At 28.2% G+C, this 19,564-nt stretch carries 15 protein-coding genes, 1 tRNA gene and 1 riboswitch; of the genes, 15 read left to right on the top strand and 1 reads right to left on the bottom strand.

Annotated features, from left to right (window positions below):
* On the top strand, positions 1-787 hold a 787-nt coding region (locus SPJ33_RS03505), incomplete at its 5' end, for a rod shape-determining protein (RefSeq protein ID WP_321116586.1).
* A 51-nt stretch (positions 788-838) separates the two neighbouring features.
* On the opposite strand, the gene yyaC is transcribed toward SPJ33_RS03505, so the two are convergent.
* The gene (gene yyaC, locus SPJ33_RS03500; protein ID WP_321116585.1) at positions 839-1,378 is read right to left on the bottom strand and encodes a spore protease YyaC; all 540 of its coding nucleotides are present in this window, start codon (positions 1,376-1,378) and stop codon (positions 839-841) included.
* Between the two features lie 103 nt (positions 1,379-1,481).
* Here yyaC and SPJ33_RS03495 point away from each other — a divergent pair, with 103 nt between their 5' ends.
* The 14 genes from SPJ33_RS03495 to SPJ33_RS03430 all read left to right on the top strand — a co-directional run bounded on the left by SPJ33_RS03495 (position 1,482) and on the right by SPJ33_RS03430 (position 19,472).
* The gene (locus SPJ33_RS03495) at positions 1,482-2,081 is read left to right on the top strand and encodes a hypothetical protein (RefSeq protein WP_321116584.1); all 600 of its coding nucleotides are present in this window, start codon (positions 1,482-1,484) and stop codon (positions 2,079-2,081) included.
* Between the two features lie 171 nt (positions 2,082-2,252).
* Positions 2,253-2,338 (top strand) — tRNA-Tyr (locus SPJ33_RS03490).
* A 345-nt stretch (positions 2,339-2,683) separates the two neighbouring features.
* Positions 2,684-2,801, top strand: a riboswitch (SAM riboswitch).
* 80 nt (positions 2,802-2,881) lie between these two features.
* Positions 2,882-4,057, top strand: a complete 1,176-nt coding sequence (gene metK, locus SPJ33_RS03485; RefSeq protein WP_321116583.1) for a methionine adenosyltransferase — start codon at positions 2,882-2,884, stop codon at positions 4,055-4,057.
* A gap of 339 nt (positions 4,058-4,396) precedes the next feature.
* A complete protein-coding gene (locus SPJ33_RS03480; RefSeq protein WP_321116582.1) occupies positions 4,397-5,149 on the top strand; it encodes a DeoR/GlpR family DNA-binding transcription regulator in 753 nt (250 codons plus the stop codon).
* Complete coding sequence (gene pfkB, locus SPJ33_RS03475) at positions 5,146-6,051, top strand: 1-phosphofructokinase (protein WP_321116581.1); 906 nt, start codon at positions 5,146-5,148, stop codon at positions 6,049-6,051. The genes SPJ33_RS03480 and pfkB overlap by 4 nt, the downstream gene beginning before the upstream one ends.
* Positions 6,052-6,075: 24 nt before the next feature.
* Entirely contained in the window at positions 6,076-7,968 is a 1,893-nt protein-coding gene (locus SPJ33_RS03470; RefSeq protein ID WP_321116580.1) for a fructose-specific PTS transporter subunit EIIC, read from the top strand.
* Between the two features lie 207 nt (positions 7,969-8,175).
* Positions 8,176-10,242 (top strand): alpha-galactosidase, encoded by a 2,067-nt coding sequence (locus tag SPJ33_RS03465; protein ID WP_321116579.1) that lies wholly within the window; start codon positions 8,176-8,178, stop codon positions 10,240-10,242.
* A 214-nt stretch (positions 10,243-10,456) separates the two neighbouring features.
* Positions 10,457-11,086: an MFS transporter gene (locus SPJ33_RS03460; RefSeq protein ID WP_321116578.1), complete on the top strand. Its 630-nt coding sequence runs from the start codon at positions 10,457-10,459 to the stop codon at positions 11,084-11,086.
* Positions 11,080-11,667 carry an MFS transporter gene (locus SPJ33_RS03455; protein WP_321116593.1) on the top strand — a complete coding sequence of 196 codons (588 nt, stop codon included), beginning with the start codon at positions 11,080-11,082 and terminating at the stop codon, positions 11,665-11,667. Before SPJ33_RS03460 ends, SPJ33_RS03455 begins: the two co-directional genes overlap by 7 nt.
* A 239-nt stretch (positions 11,668-11,906) precedes the next feature.
* Positions 11,907-13,307, top strand: a complete 1,401-nt coding sequence (melB, locus tag SPJ33_RS03450; protein ID WP_321116577.1) for a melibiose:sodium transporter MelB — start codon at positions 11,907-11,909, stop codon at positions 13,305-13,307.
* A gap of 91 nt (positions 13,308-13,398) precedes the next feature.
* Positions 13,399-15,360 (top strand): beta-galactosidase, encoded by a 1,962-nt coding sequence (locus tag SPJ33_RS03445; protein ID WP_321116576.1) that lies wholly within the window; start codon positions 13,399-13,401, stop codon positions 15,358-15,360.
* Positions 15,361-15,622: 262 nt separating this feature from the next.
* Positions 15,623-17,857 carry an ATP-dependent RecD-like DNA helicase gene (locus SPJ33_RS03440; protein WP_321116575.1) on the top strand — a complete coding sequence of 745 codons (2,235 nt, stop codon included), beginning with the start codon at positions 15,623-15,625 and terminating at the stop codon, positions 17,855-17,857.
* Between the two features lie 17 nt (positions 17,858-17,874).
* Complete coding sequence (locus SPJ33_RS03435; RefSeq protein ID WP_321116574.1) at positions 17,875-18,864, top strand: hypothetical protein; 990 nt, start codon at positions 17,875-17,877, stop codon at positions 18,862-18,864.
* On the top strand, positions 18,837-19,472 hold the full coding sequence (locus SPJ33_RS03430; protein ID WP_321116573.1) for a ComF family protein: 636 nt from the start codon (positions 18,837-18,839) through the stop codon (positions 19,470-19,472). The genes SPJ33_RS03435 and SPJ33_RS03430 overlap by 28 nt, the downstream gene beginning before the upstream one ends.
* Positions 19,473-19,564: the final 92 nt, after the last annotated feature.

Below are 19,564 nucleotides of genomic sequence, written 5' to 3'. Positions count from 1 at the left end.
GCTCAAATATTTTATATCCAGTACTGCAAAAAGTTGGTTTTTTAGTAAACCTCGTGTAATAATCTGTATACCTTCCGGTGTAACTGAAGTAGAAAAAAGAGCGGTTGAAGATGCAGCAAAACAGGCTGGTGCAGGTGTAGTTGAACTTATAGAAGAGCCTATGGCTGCAGCAATAGGTTCGGGGCTTCCTGTATCTGAACCTACAGGAAGTATGGTTGTGGATATTGGTGGAGGAACATCAGAAGTTGCTGTTATATCATTGGGTGATATAGTTACTGCCACATCCGAAAGAGTTGCTGGAGATAAATTTGATGAAGCTATAATTAAATACGTAAGATCTCAATATAAAATAATGATTGGAGAAAAGACAGCAGAACAAATAAAAATAGGAATAGGTTCAGCGGTTGATGGCTTAAGAAATGAAGAAATGATAATAAAAGGAAGAAATTTAGTTACAGGTTTACCTGATGAATTAAAATTAACTTCAGCTGAAATAACAAAAGCTCTTAAAGAACCTGTTAGATTAATTGTAGAATCTGTTAAATCAGTATTAGAAAAAACTCCTCCAGAAATATCAGCAGATATTATGGATAAAGGAATTCTTATGACTGGTGGGGGATCATTATTATATGGATTAGATAAGCTTATAGAATCAGAAACAGGAGTAACTGTAAATGTTGCGGAAAATTCAATTGAAGCTGTTGCTGAAGGTACAGGAGCAGTTTTAGCATATATTGATAAATTAGACAAAGTAGTAAATGATCAAGAAATTGTACTAGTTGAATAGAAAAAAGATACCATCAGAAAAGCTATGGATTAGCAACTGATGGTTTTTATTTTATAATGGAATTTCACCTTCATTATAATATTCATAATAAGCATGAATAATACCTTTGGATATTACTTTAGCCATACTTAAAATTAGAGAAAGTCTAATTGACCTAGTATAAAAAAGGTCAGCATTTTCATTAGAATCAATAATACCGACTATAGATTTAGTACCAACATCAGGTAATGATTTTCCTACACCTTTTCCAGGATGAATCGCAAAATCTCTAATATGAATTTCTCCGATAGAAGATTCTTTTCCTAGACATGCATCAATTCCAATTATATTAGCATTAGGATGTTTTTTATTTATAAGATTTAATTGTTTATCTATATTTAAAGCGTGTATAGGAGTATCAATTGAACCATATACAGGAAGAGAAAATTGATTTTCTTTTAATAAAGTACCCACTAATGGCCCTAAACAATCACCAATACACTTATCAGTACCTATACAAACTATTACTGTATTTTGACAAATAAAATCTTTAATAGCTTGTGAAATATAATAATAAGCAAGTGGGGATGTATGATGAACTCTTTTTTCCATATAAGTCACCTCCATATATAAAGTATATGGGTAGATATTTTTAAATAGAATAAATTGAATAAAAATATAATTTGTTGACAATATTTACTATAGGAGGTGTATTATGAAGAAATTATTTTTAACTATTCTATTAGCTATAATGACTTCACTTACAATATATTTTGTTGTGTTTTGGCAGCCTAAGGAATATGTTAATGAACCTTTAGAGGTAAAAGAAACAGAAATATCAGATATATTAAAACATGAAGATAATAGCAAAGAAAAAAATAAAAGTGATGTTAAAGAAAGTTTAAAAAAAGATGACATAAATAATAATTATTCAGAAAATATAAAAGATAATACTTATATAAATAAAGGGCATATACATAGTGTAGATAATATAGAAGATAAAGATTTAAATAGTAATTCAACTAATGAAAAGTTAGAACAAGAAAATTTAAATCAAAAAATATTTAATATAGAAAAAGAGCAGATAATAGATAAGCTTAGCTTAAAAGAAAAAGTAAAGTTGCTTTCTATAGCTAAAAAGATATCTGTTGTAGATGCTGAAAAGATAAAAAATAACTTAAATAAAAATGGAGAAGAGGGAGTATTAGAAGTAGCTAGAGTTTTAAAATATAGATTACAAGCTGAAGATTATGATATTGTTAAAGAGATCTTATCTCCATATATAAATATAAAATTTATTGAAAGTATAATTTAAAAATAAATTAATTATAGAGAAAAAAAGAGAAAAACTTAGATTTTAAAAGTAAAATTAACATAATTTAATATTATGGTGCATTTTAGCGTTTGAAATAAACACTATATAAATATATACTAACTATTGTCGGTTGACCGAAAAGGAAAAACGACTTAAAACTTTAAAAAATATGGTGGAGTTCCCGAGTGGCCAAAGGGGGCAGACTGTAAATCTGTTGCTAGTTAGCTTCGAAGGTTCGAATCCTTCTTCCACCACCAAAAGCACTAAGAATGTTCTTAGTGCTTTTTATTTTGTTTAATAACTTTAATAAAATAAAGTAAAGACCAGATAGTGAAATTAATATATTATTTTATTTTATTTGTAAATAAAGAATATAATATATTAAAAAAAATTAAATAAAATGAATTAGTATAAATCTTAAATTTATATCAAAATTATTTTAAAGTAAGAAAACTAGAGGTATTAGATTGAGAAATTTATAATTAAAATTATAAACAAACTTAAAAATAATAAAAATATAGAATTTTCAGGCCAGTAAAAACTATTGACTATGAAAATACTATATGTTACAATTTTCAAAGAAATTCAAATAAAAAATATAGCTCTTATCAAGAGAGGTGGAGGGAAACGGCCCTATGAAGCCCAGCAACCTACATATAGTCTTTATATTGATTGTAAAGTGTGGTGCTAATTCCTGTAGTGTATTCTACAAGATAAGAAGATTAAGAACCGTAATCTCTTCTTATCGAAGAGTTTTTTTTATTGTCAAAATTTAAAGAATTTTAGGAGGAGAAGTGAACATGAGAAGATTATTTACATCAGAATCAGTTACTGAAGGACATCCAGATAAAATCTGTGACCAAATATCAGACTCAGTACTAGATGCAATATTAGAAAAGGATCCAAACGCTAGAGTTGCTTGCGAAACTTGCACAACAACAGGTATGGTTATGGTTATGGGAGAAATAACTACTAACTGCTATGTTGATATTCCTAAGGTTGTTAGAGAAACAATCAGAGAAATTGGATATGATAGAGCTAAATACGGATTTGACTGCGATACTTGCTCAGTTATGACTGCTATTGATGAACAATCATCAGATATAGCTATGGGAGTTGACGAAGCTCTTGAATCAAGACAAGGTCAAAAAGATGACGTTGAAGCAGTAGGTGCTGGAGACCAAGGTATGATGTTTGGTTATGCAACTAATGAAACTGAAGAATTTATGCCAGCTCCAGTAGCTATGGCTCATAGATTATCAAGAAGATTAACAGAAGTAAGAAAGAATGGTACATTAGAATACTTAAGACCAGACGGAAAAACTCAAGTTACAGTTGAATATGAAAATGATAAGCCAAAGAGAATAGATGCTATAGTTATATCAACTCAACACGATGAAAAAGTAACTTTAGAACAAATTCAAGAAGATTTAAGAAAACACGTTATCGATTATGTAATTCCAGCTGAATTATTAGATGAAAATACTAAATATTACATAAACCCAACAGGAAGATTCGTTGTTGGTGGACCACAAGGAGATAGTGGATTAACAGGAAGAAAGATAATTGTTGATACATACGGCGGAATGGGAAGACACGGTGGTGGAGCATTCTCAGGAAAAGACCCAACTAAGGTTGATAGATCAGCAGCTTATGCAGCAAGATGGGTTGCTAAGAATTTAGTAGCAGCAGGTGTTGCAGATAAATTAGAAATACAATTAGCTTATGCAATTGGTGTTGCAAAACCAGTATCAATCCAAATAGATACATTTGGAACTGGAAAAGTTGATGAAGCTACTTTAGTTGATATAGTAGAAAAAGTATTTGACTTAAGACCAGGTGCTATAATAAGAGATCTTGATCTTAGAAGACCAATATACAAGCAAACAGCTGCTTATGGACACTTCGGTAGAACAGATGTTAACTTACCATGGGAACAATTAAATAAAGTAGAAGAAATTAAAGCTTTATTATAATAAAGAGATAAATAATAAAAAAAGAACACCTTGTATAAGGTGTTCTTTTTTATTAGATAGATAATTAGATTTCGATTTAAAATATGATCATTTAATATTAGAATTTAAGAAAATAATATTTTTAAAAATTACATAAAATATCATTAAATTTAACATTTATCTATATTTAGGTTTAATTATTTAATGCAATTTATTATAACTTAAAAAATTTTTTTATTAAATTATGGCTATGGAGAAAAAATATTTTAAATATTTTTGAATGAATTTGAATGAATATAAATTAAATTGATTGACTTTGGATGAAAAATAGTATATTATATGGGTAAAGGAGTGGTGAAAATGTTATCAGAAGAGAGATTCGAGATAATATTGGAAATTCTTAAAAAAAATAATACAGTCACAGTAGCAGAACTTGTTAATGAGTTAAATACATCTGAATCTACTATTAGAAGAGATTTAAATTATCTAGATAAGCAGAAAAAATTAAAAAAGATTCATGGTGGAGCTAAAGCTTTAAAAACTATTTATGATACAAGAGATTATGAAGTAGAAATAAGGCAATCTCTTAACGTTGAGGATAAGTTAAAGATAGCAAGATATGCAGCTAAGCTTATAGAAGAAAATGATTGTGTTTATATAGATGCAGGTACCACTACTGAGCTGATGATAGATTATATAGATAAAACTAATGTAGTCTATGTTACAAATGGAATTACACATGCTAAAAAATTAATTGAAAAAAAGTGTGATGTCCATATTGTAGGTGGAGAAATCAGATTACCTACAGAAGCTATTGTTGGTATAGAAGCTATAAATAGTTTAAAGAAATATAATTTTACTAAAGGCTTTTTTGGTACAAATGGAATTCATAAAGATTCTGGATTTACAACTCCAGATATAAGAGAAGCATTAGTAAAGCAAGAAGCTTTTAATAAAAGTAATGAAGCTTACATATTAGCAGATAGTTCAAAATTTAATCATATATCAGCTATAACATTTGCAGATATAGATAAAGCTATGGTAATAACTACAAAATTACAAGATAAAGAAATAAAAGATTATACAGAGGTTATGGAGGTTGATAAAGAATGATATATACAATGACATTTAACCCTTCATTAGATTATATAGTAAAGGTTAAAGATTTTAATTTAGGAGAAGTAAATAGAACCTATGCAGAAGAAATTTATGCTGGAGGAAAAGGTATAAATGTATCAACAGTACTTGGAAACTTAGGTATAGAAAATAAAGCTTTTGGTTTTATAGCTGGATTTACTGGTGATGAAATAGAGAAAAGAGTAATAAAGTCAGGTTGTACTGCTGATTTTATAAGACTTAAAGATGGAAATTCAAGAATAAATGTAAAACTTAAAAGCAATGAAGAAACTGAAATAAATGCTCAAGGGCCTGTTATAGATAAAGAATCTATAGATAGTTTATATAAAAAATTAGACCAATTAAAAGAAGGAGATATATTAGTTTTAGCAGGTAGTATACCAAATACATTACCAGAAGATATGTATGAAAAAATTATTAGTTATTTAAGTAATAAGGGTATTAAATTTATAGTTGATGCAACTAAGAATTTACTTGTTAATGTACTTAAATATCATCCATTTTTAATAAAGCCAAATAATCATGAACTTGAAGAAATATTCAATGTTAAGTTAAATGGAGAAGAAGATATAATAAAGTATGCTAAAAAGCTTCAAGATATGGGTGCTTTAAATGTTTTAATATCATTAGCTGGAGATGGTGCAATACTACTTACAGAAGATGGTCAAATATTAAAAAATAAAGCTCCAAAAGGAGAGGTTAAAAACTCAGTTGGTGCTGGAGACTCAATGGTTGCAGGTTTTACAGCAGGATATATTAAAGAGAAAGATTATAGATATGCACTAAAGCTTGGAATAGCAACTGGAAGTGCAAGTGCTTTCTCAGAAGATTTAGCAACAAAGGAAAAAATAGAAGAGATATTTAACAACTTAAGTTAGAATCTGAATTTAGGAGGTATAATTATGCGTATAGTTGATCTTTTAAATATGCAAGGTATTGAGTTAGATTTAAAAGTAAGTAATAAGTCAGAAGCTATAGATAAAATAGTTGATCTTATGGACAAGACAGGGAATTTAAATGATAAAGAAGAGTATAAAAAAGCTATACTTGCTAGAGAAGAATTAAGTACAACTGGTATTGGTGATGGAATTGCAATTCCTCATGGTAAGACTAAGGCAGTAAAGAAGGCAGGGTTAGCTGCAGCAGTTTGTAAAGATGGTGTAGATTATGATGCATTAGATGGTGCGCCAGTATATCTGTTCTTTATGATAGCAGTTCCTGATAATAGTGATAATTTACATTTAGAAGTATTAGCTAGACTTTCTACAATATTAATGGATGAAGAGTTTAGAAAAAAATTAATTGCATGTACAGATAAAAAAGAATTTTTAAGATTAATAGATGAAAAAGAAAGTGAAAAGTTCCCAGATGAGCCAAAGGAAGAAAGTAATTCTAAGAGTGGAAGTTATAGAGTTTTAGCAGTTACTGCATGTCCTACAGGTATAGCTCATACTTATATGGCAGCAGAAGCTTTAGAAGAAAAAGCTAAAGAAATGGGAGTTTCTATTAAAGTTGAAACTAATGGTTCTGGAGGAGCTAAAAATGTTTTAACTAAAGAAGAAATAGAAAATGCCGAATGTATAATAATTGCTGCAGATAAAAATGTGGAAATGAAGAGATTTGATGGCAAGCGATTAATAAAAACTAAAGTAGCAAACGGAATTCATAAGTCACAAGAACTTATTGAAGAAGCTATTAGTGGAAAAGCTCCAATATATCATGCTGATGGGCCAAGTGAAAAATCTTCAGATGAAGAAATAGAAAAAGAAGGAATTGGGCATCAAATATATAAGCACTTAATGAATGGTGTATCACACATGTTACCATTTGTTATAGGTGGAGGTATACTTATTGCGTTAGCATTCTTATTTGATGATTATAGTTTAAATCCTTCAAATTTTGGTTCTAATACACCATTTGCTGCATTCTTAAAAACTATTGGTGATACATCATTTGGATTTATGTTACCAGTTTTAGCAGGATTTATTGCAATGAGTATTGGTGATAGACCAGCACTTGCAGTAGGTTTTGTTGGTGGTATGCTTGCAAAAGAAGGCGGTTCAGGATTTATAGGCGCATTATTCGCTGGATTTATAGCTGGATATTTAGTTGTTCTTTTAAAGAAAATCTTTAGCAAATTACCAGAAAGTTTAGATGGTTTAAAACCGGTTTTATTATATCCATTCTTTGGTATATTATTGATTGGTGCTATTATAATATTTGTAGTAAATCCACCAGTAGGAGCATTTAATACAGCATTAACTGTTGGTTTAAACTCAATGGGTGAAAGTAGTAAGGTATTACTTGGTATAATACTTGGTGCAATGATGGCAATAGATATGGGTGGTCCTATTAATAAAGCAGCATATGTATTTGGTACAGCAGGTCTTGCAAGTGGTCAATATGATATGATGGCTGCAGTTATGATAGGCGGTATGGTTCCACCACTTTCAATAGCTTTATGTACTACATTCTTTAAGAATAGATTTACTAAAAAAGAAAGACAATCAGGTCTTACAAATTATATAATGGGATTATCATTTATAACAGAAGGTGCAATACCATTTGCTGCATCAGATCCACTTAGAGTAATACCAGCCTGTGCTATTGGATCAGCAGTAGCAGGAGGACTTTCAATGTTCTTTAGATGCACACTTAGAGCACCACATGGAGGTATTTTTGTAGTACCTGTTATAGGAAATCCATTATGGTTCTTAGTATCATTAGCTATAGGTGCATTAGTGGGTATGATTTTACTTGCTATATTTAAAAAGCCAATAAAAGAAGCTAAATAAATAGAAGATTATAATAAAAGTGTCGACTAGATCGGCACTTTTTTTTATATGTACTTTTATATAAATTAGTTTTAATAAGTAAATGATTTATGTGATATTAGTATTATATTTAAATAGTAAAAAATTGGTAAGAAAACCTTTACTTTTTTACTAATATAAATTATAATGATTTTAGAAAACGTTATCTAACGTATTATGGAGGTAAACATGGGTATTTTAATAAATGAAAAACAGAATGTTTTCGGAATAATGACTAAGAAAACTTCTTATATATTTGGAGTAGATAATAATGGATTATTAAGACATTTATACTGGGGAAAAAGAATCAATAATATAAATGATTTTGTTATGGATGAGCTTGTAGAAGTTTCATCAAATGATCCAGTATTTGAAATAACTAAAGAAGAGTTTCCAGTATATGGTGGTCTTAGATATAAAGAAGTATGTTTAAAAGCTGAATTTTATGACAAGGGTAGAGAAATAGTATATAAATATCTAGGATATGATATTTTAGAAAATGAACTTATTATAAAATTAGTAGATGATTATTATAAATTAAATATAAATTTACACTATAAAGTTTATGAAGAATATGATCTTATAGAAAGATGGACAACTTTAGAAAATAATAGTGAACATGATATAAAAATAGAAAGATTATATAGTGCACAATTCCACATACCATATGAAGGATTAAATTTCTCAAGTGTACATGGACATTGGGGTGCAGAACAACAAAGATTTGTTCAAAAAGTTAATTATGGAAAAATATATGTAGAAAATAGAAGAGGAATTTCAACACATAACCATAATCCATACTTTATATTAGATAAGGATGCTAATGAAACAAGTGGAGAAGTATACTTTGGAGCATTTAAATTAAGTGGTAATTTTAGTGGTATAGTAGAACAAACACAATATGGAGAAACTTTAGTTCAATTCGGAATAAATCCACATGATTTTGAATTTAATTTAAAGTCAAAAGAAAGTTTTAAAACACCATCTATATTAGCTGGATATAGTGCTACTGGGTTTGAAACTATGAGCCATAATTTCCACAATTTTGCTAAGGATAATGTTTTAAGAAAAGGTTTAAGACCTGTACTTTATAATTCATGGGAAGCTACTGAATTTAAGGTTAATTGTGATGAACAAATAAAGCTAGCTAAAAAGGCTAAAGATATAGGCGTTGAATTATTTGTAGTAGACGATGGATGGTTTGGAGAAAGAGATAGCATAAACAATGGTCTTGGTGATTGGTATGTTAATAGAAAAAAATTCCCAAATGATTTAAATCCTTTGATAGAAGAAGTTAAAAATAATGGAATGAAGTTTGGTATTTGGTTAGAGCCAGAAATGGTAAATCCTTTATCACAACTTTATAAAGAACACCCAGATTGGATATATCATTTTGAAAATAGACCAACTGATACATCAAGAGGACAATATGTTTTAAATATAACTAAAGAAGAAGTTAAAGAATTTGTATTTAATACATTAGATGAATTACTTTCAAAATACGATATAGATTATATAAAATGGGATGCTAATAGACCAATATCACAAAGTGGAGTAGATAAATCTATCTGGTATAATCATATAATGGCTCTATATGATATAGTTAATAGATTAAAAGTAAAACATGAAGATGTTTTATTTGAAGCTTGTGCATCAGGTGGTGGAAGAATAGATTATGGTATTTTAGGAATATTTGATGATTTTTGGACTAGTGATAACACAGATGCATTAGATAGATTAACAGTACAAGAATCATATTCATATATATATCCTATTAAAGCTATGAGAGCATGGGTTACAGATTGCCCTAATTTCTTATCAAATAGAAATATACCTTTAAGATTTAGATATCATAGTGCTATGATGGGTACATTAGGAATTGGTTCTAATATACTAAAATTTAATGATGAAGAAATAGAAATGTCTAAGAAACTTATAGAAGAATATAAGGAAATTAGAGATGTCATACAAGAAGGAGATTTCTATAGATTAGAAAATACATCAAAAAATAAATATCATCTATATCAATACAATAAAGAAGATAGAACTATTTTATTTGCATTCTTACCTCAAAGTGAAATTGGACATAGAGGTACTTTAGTGAAATTAAGAGGATTAGAAGAAGATACTATGTATGCAGCAAATATAAGAGGAAAAGAAATAATAAAAAGTGGTGCATATCTTATGAATCATGGAGTAGAAATTAAATTAAATGGTGACTATGACAGTGAAATAGTTGTATTTAATAGAATATAATTATAATAGTGTAAGGATAGTTAATGTTTTTAACTATCCTTATTATTTTTCTAAAAATTTTCGACACTTAGTCTATTTTACTAAAAATCTTTCAAGAAAATTATTTAATTTTACTAAAAATTATTGTAAAACGTTTTCTAATGTGATAACATTTAAACATAGCTTATGAAAACAATTTCAAAAGGATTTGTTTTAATAATGGGAGGATAAAAATATGGAATTATCATTTAAACAAAAATATTCTTTTGGTGTGGGAGCATTAGGAAAGGATTTATGTTATTCAATAGTATCTTATTATCTAATGATTTACTTTACAGATTTAGTTGGATTAACACCAGCTTTTGTTGGAAGTTTATTTTTAGTTGCTAGATTATGGGATGCAGTTAATGACCCAATGATGGGAATGATTGTCGATAATACAAGAACGAGATGGGGAAAATTTAGACCTTGGATTTTAATCGGAGCAGTAATAAATGGAATTATATTAGTATTTTTATTTAAAAATCCAGATACTTTAAGTAGTAGTTCAAAGTATGTGTATTATTCAATAATGTACATAGTATGGGGAATGACTTATACAATAATAGATATACCTTATTGGTCAATGCTACCTTCATTAAGTAGAACTAATGAAGAAAGAGCTCAAATGTCAGTTATACCAAGAATATTTGCTAGTTGTGCATGGTTAATAATGGGAACTTTCGGCCTTGCTTTTATAGATAAACTAGGAAATGATAATAAAGGTAAAGGTTATGAATACCTTGCAATGGTAGTAGCTATAGTATTTATAATAACTGCAATTATAACCGTTGTAAACGTTAAAGATAGAAGTGGGAAATTGTAGAGTCTAACAAAAAACATGAAAAAACAACTATAAAGAAAGCATTTAGAGTAATAAAACAAAACGATCAACTTGCAATTTTTATAGGTGTAGTACTTGCGTATAAGTTAGTTGCTCAACTATTAGGTGGTATATTTGTACCTCAAAATGCTCCAATCATAGCATTATCAGGAATACTTATTAAATTAGGTTCAGGATTTACATTAGGAGCTACAACTGTTATGCTTGCAGATGTTATATATTATGGTGAAGTTAAATTTGGATCAAGAAACGAAAGTGTAATTGCATCATTCCAAACATTATTAGTAAAAGTAGCTTCAGCTGTTGCAGGATGGTTAATAGGTGTTGGATTAACAATTGTAGGATATGTTCCAAATGTAACACAAACAGCAGGTACAGTATTTGGTATGAGAGTAATTATGATAGTAGTACCTTCAGTAATAACAATTTTAGGATTCATCATTTATTCTAAGGGTTATAAATTACAAGGTGAATATCAAGAAAAGATAATGGAAGAATTAAATAATAAGAGAAAATATGAAGAATTAAATGCTGAAATTGATAAAGATATAATAACAACATAATATCAAAATTTGAGAATATCAAAAACTTCTGCAGTTAAGTAGTAGAAAAAATCAGATTAACTAATTTTATAAAAAAGCACTGAAAATTTAGTGCTTTTTTATTTAGTTAAAAAATTTTTAAAAATATATAAAATTTTAGTAAAAATTTATTGTAAAACGTTTTCTAATATGTTATTATTTATTTATGGGTATGAAAACAATTTCAAAAAGGGTTAGGTTTATAAGGGGAGGAAATGAATATGGAATTGTCATTTAAACAAAAATATTCTTTTGGTATTGGAGCATTAGGTAAAGATTTATGTTATGCAATAGTATCTAGTTATCTAATGATCTACTTTACAGACTTAGTTGGATTAGCACCAGCATTTGTTGGTAGTTTATTCTTAGTTGCTAGATTGTGGGATGCAGTTAATGACCCGATGATGGGGATAATTGTTGATAACACAAGAACAAAATGGGGGAAATTTAGACCTTGGATTTTAATTGGAACAGTAATAAATGCAGTTGTATTAATGTTTTTATTTAAAAATCCAAATAGCTTAAGTCAAAGTTCAATATATGTATATTACTCAATAATGTATTTATTATGGGGAATGACTTATACAATAATGGATATACCTTACTGGTCAATGCTACCTTCTTTAAGTAGAACTAACGAGGAAAGAGCTCAAATGTCAGTTATACCAAGAATATTTGCTAGTTTTGCAGGTTTAATAATGGGAGCTTTTGGTCTTGCTGTTGTAAATAAATTAGGAAATGGTGACCAAGCTAAAGGTTATGAAGCTTTCGCAATAGTAATAGCAGTCATATTTATATTAACTTCAATTATAACTGTTGTAAACGTTAAAGATAGAAGCTGTGAGGTTATAGAGACAAATAAAAAACCAGAAAAGACAGGTTTAAAGAAAACATTTAAAATAATAAAAGAAAATGATCAGCTTTTAGTATTCATAGGTGTAGTACTTGCATACAACTTAGTTTCTCAATTATCAGGTGGTATGGCAATTTATTACTTCAAGTATGTTGTTGGAAACGAAAATATGTATCCAGTATTTACAGCTTTTGCAGGAATAGCTGAAATGGGAGCACTTATGTTATTCCCACTATTCTCAAAGAGAATGAGTAAAAAGAATGTATTTAGATTAGCATGTTATTTACCAGCAGTAGGATTATTAGTATTATTACTAGGTGGAATATTTATACCTCAAAGCGCACCTATCATAGCATTATCAGGAATACTTATTAAATTAGGTTCAGGATTCACATTAGGAGCTACAACTGTTATGCTTGCTGATGTTATAGATTACGGTGAAGTTAAATTTGGAACAAGAAATGAAAGTGTAATTGCATCATTCCAAACATTATTAGTAAAAACAGCTTCAGCTGTTTCAGGATGGTTAATAGGTGTTGGATTAACAATTGTAGGATATATGCCAAATGTAACACAAACAGCAGGAACAATTTTAGGTATGAGAATACTTATGGTAGTAGTACCTTCAGTAATAACAATTTTAGGATTTATCATTTATGCTAAGGGATATAAATTACAAGGCGAATATCAAGAAAAGATAATGGAAGAATTAAATAAAAAGAGAAGTTCTGAAGAATCAGACGTTGATGCTGATATAATAACAGCATAATTTAAAATGATAAGTTAAAGAGTTAAATTTTAAGATTTAACTCTTTAATTATAAATAAATTCAATATTAATAGTAGTTAGGAGATATAGAAATGTATTTAGGAGTAGATTATTATCCAGAACAATGGAATGAAGATTTAATAGAAAGTGATTTAGATAATATAATTGAATTAGGTAGTAATGTCATAAGAATTGGAGAATTTGCTTGGCACATAATGGAGCCAGTTGAAGGTAGATTTGATTTTTCATACTTTGATAAAGTTATAAATAAGGCAAAAGAAAAAAATCTTAAAGTTATATTTGGTACACCTACAGCAACTATGCCAGCATGGCTTGCAAAAAAATATCCTGAAGTATTATCTGAGTTTGAAGATGGTACAAAGAGAGAATTTGGTGGAAGAAGACAGTATTGTTTTAATAGTAAAACATATTATAAGTATTCAGAAAGTATAATAAGAGAATTAGCAAGTCACTATAAAGATGAAGAAGGAATAGTTGCTTGGCAAATAGATAATGAATTTGGACATGAAGGTAGTGATGAATGCTTCTGTGATGAATGTAAAAAAGGCTTTAGAGAATATCTAAAAGAGCAATATAAGGATATTGATGAATTAAATGAAAAATGGGGAACTACATTCTGGTCACAACAATATAATGATTTTGACGAAATTCCGCTTCCAAAGAAAACTATAACTACTCATAACCCAGCATTAAGAATGGAATGGGAAAGATTTAGAAGTGTAAGTATAGAAAAGTATGCAAAATTCCAAGTTGAATTACTTAAAGAAATATTAGGAGAAGATTCAGTTATAATGCATGATTTCTCAGGTGGACTTTTTGACAAGCACTTTGATGGATCTAAAGTAGCAAAACATTTAGATGTAGTTGCATATAACAATTATCCAGTTTGGGGCGGACAAAGAGAACCTATACCAGCACATGAAATAGCATGTGGATTAGATTTTAATAGAGGATTAAAAGGTAAAAACTTCTGGATAACAGAAGCTATAATGGGAGCTCAAGGACATGATGTTATAGGATATCTTCCAAGACCAAACCAAGCTAAAATGTGGTCATACCAAGGTATTGCACATGGATGTAGTTCACTTATGTATTTTAGATATAGAGGGGCAACTAAGGGTGCAGAACAATACTGCTATGGAATAATTGATCAAGATAATGTAAAGAGAAGAAAATTCTATGAAGTTAAATCTTTCTTTGAAGATATTAAAAAATATGAAGATATAATAAATAGCGAAATAAAATCTGATATAGCAGTAGTTTATGATTATGAATCTATGGCATCATTTAGAATACAAAGACAAAGCTTTGTTATGGATTGCAAAAAAGAATTATATAGATTATATAGACCATTTTATGAGAAGAATTTAAATATTGATGTTATTCCATCAGATAGAGATTTTGATAACTATAAGGTTCTTTTAGTTCCAACTATGATTGTTTATAAAAAAGATGTACAAGATAGAATAATTAAGTTTGTTGAAAATGGTGGAACTGTTGTATTTACATTTAGAACTGCAGTTAAAGATTACTATAATAATTTAACTTTAAATGAGCTTAATCCTACTTTCTATACAGAATTAATTGGTGGTTTTGTTGAAGAGATTGAATCATTACAAGAAGGTCAAAGTGTAAATATAGCTGGAGAAGGAAAATATTCAAATGTTAATGGAACTGGTGAAGTATTTAGAGATATGCTAAAAACTACAACAGCTAAAACATTATTTAAGTATGAAGATGAATTCTTCAATGATTTATCAGCTATAACAGTCAATGAATATGGTAAAGGAAAAGCATATTATATAGGAACTGCAATAGACGATAATACTATGGATATTATAGCTTCTGATATATTAAAGGATAATCAAATTGAATATATAGATAGTGATTTTGGAGTAGAAATTGTACAAAGAGTACATGAAGATAAAAAGTATTACTTCATTATGAATCATAATGGTAAAAAAGCTAAAGGCTTAGGAATAGAATTAATGCCTTATGAAAGTAAAATAATAAGTGCAGAAGAACTTTTATAAGTTAAATTCTAAACTTAATTAAAAACTATATTATTTAAAGAGGACTTTTCAATAAAAAGAAAAGTCCTCTTTTAAATTTAATGCTTATTTATAGGAAATCAGATTTAGGATATTCTAAAATTTACTTTTTTATAAATATATGATATCTACATAAATTTAAGGATTAGTTTTAAGATATATATAAACTAAAAATTTAACCTTCTATGATATAATTATGATACAAGAAAACAGAAAATAATTAGATAAGATTTGGAGAGATGCTATGGAAACTATTATTGGTTTTGTTGAGGATGTTGTTTTTAGAAGCGACGATACTGGCTATACAGTTTCAAAGATAAATGTAAATAAGGAGACAATTACAGCAGTTGGAGTGGTTCCTTTTATAAAAGATGGTCAAAATGTGAAGATAAAAGGAAATTGGATTGTTCATAAACAATTTGGACAACAATTTAAAATAGAAGAATTTGAAGAAATACTACCTACATCAGTTGAGGCAATAGAAAAGTATTTAAGTGCAGGTATAATATACGGAATAGGACCTATAACTGCAAAGAAAATAGTAGCTCATTTTGGTGAAGAGACATTTGATATTATGGAAAATAATATTGAAAGACTTATGGAAGTTGAAGGCATAGGTAAGAAAAAGTTTAGAATAATATATGAATCTTATATAGAACAAAAAGATTTAAAAGATATAATAATGTTTTTCCAAGCTCATGGAGTTAGCAATAATCAATGTTTAAAGATATATAAAAAGTTTGGACCAAGTGCTAAGGATATAGTTTCAGATAACCCTTATATATTATGCAAAGAAATATCAGGTATAGGATTTAAGACAGCAGATAAAATAGCTATGAGCTTAGGAATAGAAGCAGAATCTCCATTTAGAATAAAAAGCGGTATAGAGTATGTTATAAATGGATTTTGTGCAGCTGGAAATACATATATGCCAAAAGATAAGCTTATATCTTCTGCTTGTGAAACATTAGTTGTAGATCCTAAGATTGTAGAAGAAAACATTTATAATGCAGTTTTAGAAGGAAGAATTATATCAGAAAATATAGATGGTAAAGAAGCTGTATTTACACTTCCTTATTATTATTGTGAACTTGGTATAACAAATAAAATAATAACTTTAGGAATAGAAAAATTTCAAACTATAAATACAGATGTACCTTATGAGATAGAATTATTTGAAAAAAAGTATGATATAAAACTTGCTGAATCTCAAAAAGAAGCAATACTTGCAGCATTTTCAGAAGGAATAGAAATAATAACAGGTGGTCCTGGAACAGGTAAAACAACAATAATAAAATGTATTATCGATATATATGAAAAAAATGGAATGAAGGTTCTACTTGGTGCACCAACAGGTAGAGCTGCAAAGCGTATGAGTGAATCTACAGGAAGAGAAGCTAAAACTATACATAGGTTATTAGATATGGGTGTTTCAAGTGATGAAGATGATAAATCATTATTTGGTAAGGGTGAATCAGAACCATTAGAAGCAGATGTTGTAATAATAGATGAGGCATCAATGATTGATGTATTATTAATGCATAATTTATTAAAGGCAATAAAACTTGGTACAAGAATAATAATAGTTGGAGATGTTGATCAATTACCATCAGTAGGACCTGGAAATGTTCTTAAGGATCTAATAAATAGCTCTTTAATTAAGGTTGTTAGATTAAAAGAAATATTTAGGCAAGGTGCAGAAAGTCTAATTACAGTTAATGCGCATAGAATTAATAGTGGTGAAATGCCTTATCTTAATAAAAAGGGAAATGATTTTTATTTTATAAAAGAAGATGATACAGATAGTATAATGACAACCATAATAGATTTAATAAATAGGAGATTGCCAAAATTCAACACAGATTGGGATAAGCTAAGGGATATACAAGTACTTACGCCTATGAGAAAAGGAACACTTGGAGTTTTAAATATGAATGAACGTATTCAAGAAGTATTAAATCCTCCTGAATCTTATAAAAAAGAAAAAAAGGTAAAGGAAATGGTGTTTAGAGAAGGGGATAAAGTTATGCAAACTAAAAATAACTATTCTCTTAAATGGACCAGGATTTCAGGTGAAGGTGATGATAAAGGCGTTGGAGTATTTAATGGAGATATGGGTTTTATAGAAAGTATAGATGAGGAGGCAAAAATAGTAACTGTCATATTTGATGATGAGAGAAAGGTTAAATATGATTACGTTTATTTAGACGAACTAGAACTTGCTTATGCAATAACAATTCATAAAAGCCAAGGAAGTGAGTTTAAAGTAATTATAATTCCAGCATTTATGGGTTCACCATTTCTTATGAATAGAAATCTTCTATATACAGGGATAACAAGGGCTAAGAAGTTAGTAGTTGTTGTTGGAATGCCTAAGGCACTTAAATATATGGTTAGCAATACTAAAAGTATGGACAGATATTCATCATTACAATATAGAATAAAGGATATTATACAAAGTGATATTATAGATGACTAGATTTAGGAGTTGGTTATTTGATTAATTCAGCTAGTAAAAAATTAAGTTATTTAGAAAAAACGATAAAAAATTATCTAGAAGATGAAGAAGAAATTTTGATGATTTTAGGAAAACCACTTCAAAGCAATAAAGTACTTTATGGTTTAATTAAAGATATTATATGTAATAAACAAGGAAATGTATTATATATCTGGGGAAATTCTAATGTTGATAAAAGATTAATTTCTTATATAGGAAGAAAAGAACATAAATATTGGGCATATACGAAAGAAGATATATTAGATAAAAGGCTTGTATTTATGAATTATGATTATATATATAACATAAATAGAAAGTATGACTTTATAATACTAGATGATATAACATCATATTTAAACTTATCAGAAGAAAATTTTCGTGGAGTATGTGAAAAATTAAAAAAATATTCTGATAAGATAATAATATATTCTCCAATAAATTACGATAAGTATAATAATATTATAGCTATAAGAGAAAATGATATGATTATAGAACCTAGAGTTATTACAACTAGAATAGATTTAAAAAAAGATATTCCTTATTTTCTGTATGAATATATATTATGGTATAGAAACAACAATAAAAATGTTATAACGTATGTGCCTAATAAAGAAGATATAAATACGGTATATGATTACTACAAAAATATAATTAATTTAGATGGGGTTAAATTAATTAAATCTACTGATTATAAATTTAAAAGTAATGTATTTAATATTAAAGATAAGTCAATATTTCTAATAACAAATAATATAGGAGAAGTATTAAAAACTCCAAATGTAGATGGAATAATTGTATTATCAGCTGACAATAAACAGATAAATTATAAAAAAATATTGTTTATGTGTAGTAAGGTCTGTGTAAAACATAATGAGTTTGCAGAAGTTATTTTAGTTTGCAATGAAGAAACAGATAATATAGAAGAGGCAAGAAAAATAACTAGGAGTTTTAATAAAAATATATGGGAAGGAAACTACTTGAGTTATTAGATTATTTAAAAGAAAGCATATTACAAATACTATTTCCTTGTCCATCAACTTGTATAGTATGTGAAATAGAAGAGGAAGAGGGTATATGTAAAAATTGCCTAAAAACAATAAAGCTTTGCACCGAAGATGAATGTTATGGATATTATAAAGGAGCTCTTAAAGAGTTGATTCATTTATTTAAATTTAAAAAAGATTTTTTAGCTGGTGAGATATTAGCAAATATGTTAGAAGAAAAGCTAGTTAATATTGATAAAGAATATATTTTAACATATATACCGATAAGTAAAAAATCAAAAAAGATAAGAGGGTTTAATCAATGTGAATATATAGCTAAAATCCTTTCTAAGAATCTAGGACTAAGATATATGGAAACATTAATTAAAGCAAAAGAAACAAAGATTCAAAAAGAATTAAGTAGAAGTGAAAGATTAGAAAATGTAAAAGGTTCTTTTTGTATAAAAAATAATTGTGATATAAAAGGTAAGAAATTTATATTGATTGATGATGTAATGACATCAGGAGCAACAATAAATGAGGGTATAAAAACTTTAAAAGAAAATGGTGCAAATGAAATAAAGATATTGACTATTGCTAAAAGTCGTATATAATATTAATGTGAAGTTAGGTCTGTGGTTGAAAGTCGATGCTAGTCGCAGGCAAAGCGATCCACGTAAGCTAGGCAAAGATTCTAGTGAGCATG

The organism is Clostridium sp., assembly GCF_034179595.1.
Taxonomy (GTDB): domain Bacteria; phylum Bacillota; class Clostridia; order Clostridiales; family Clostridiaceae; genus Clostridium.
The sequence above is the reverse complement of the archived record's forward strand: the minus strand, read 5'-3'. Positions and strand labels throughout refer to the sequence as shown.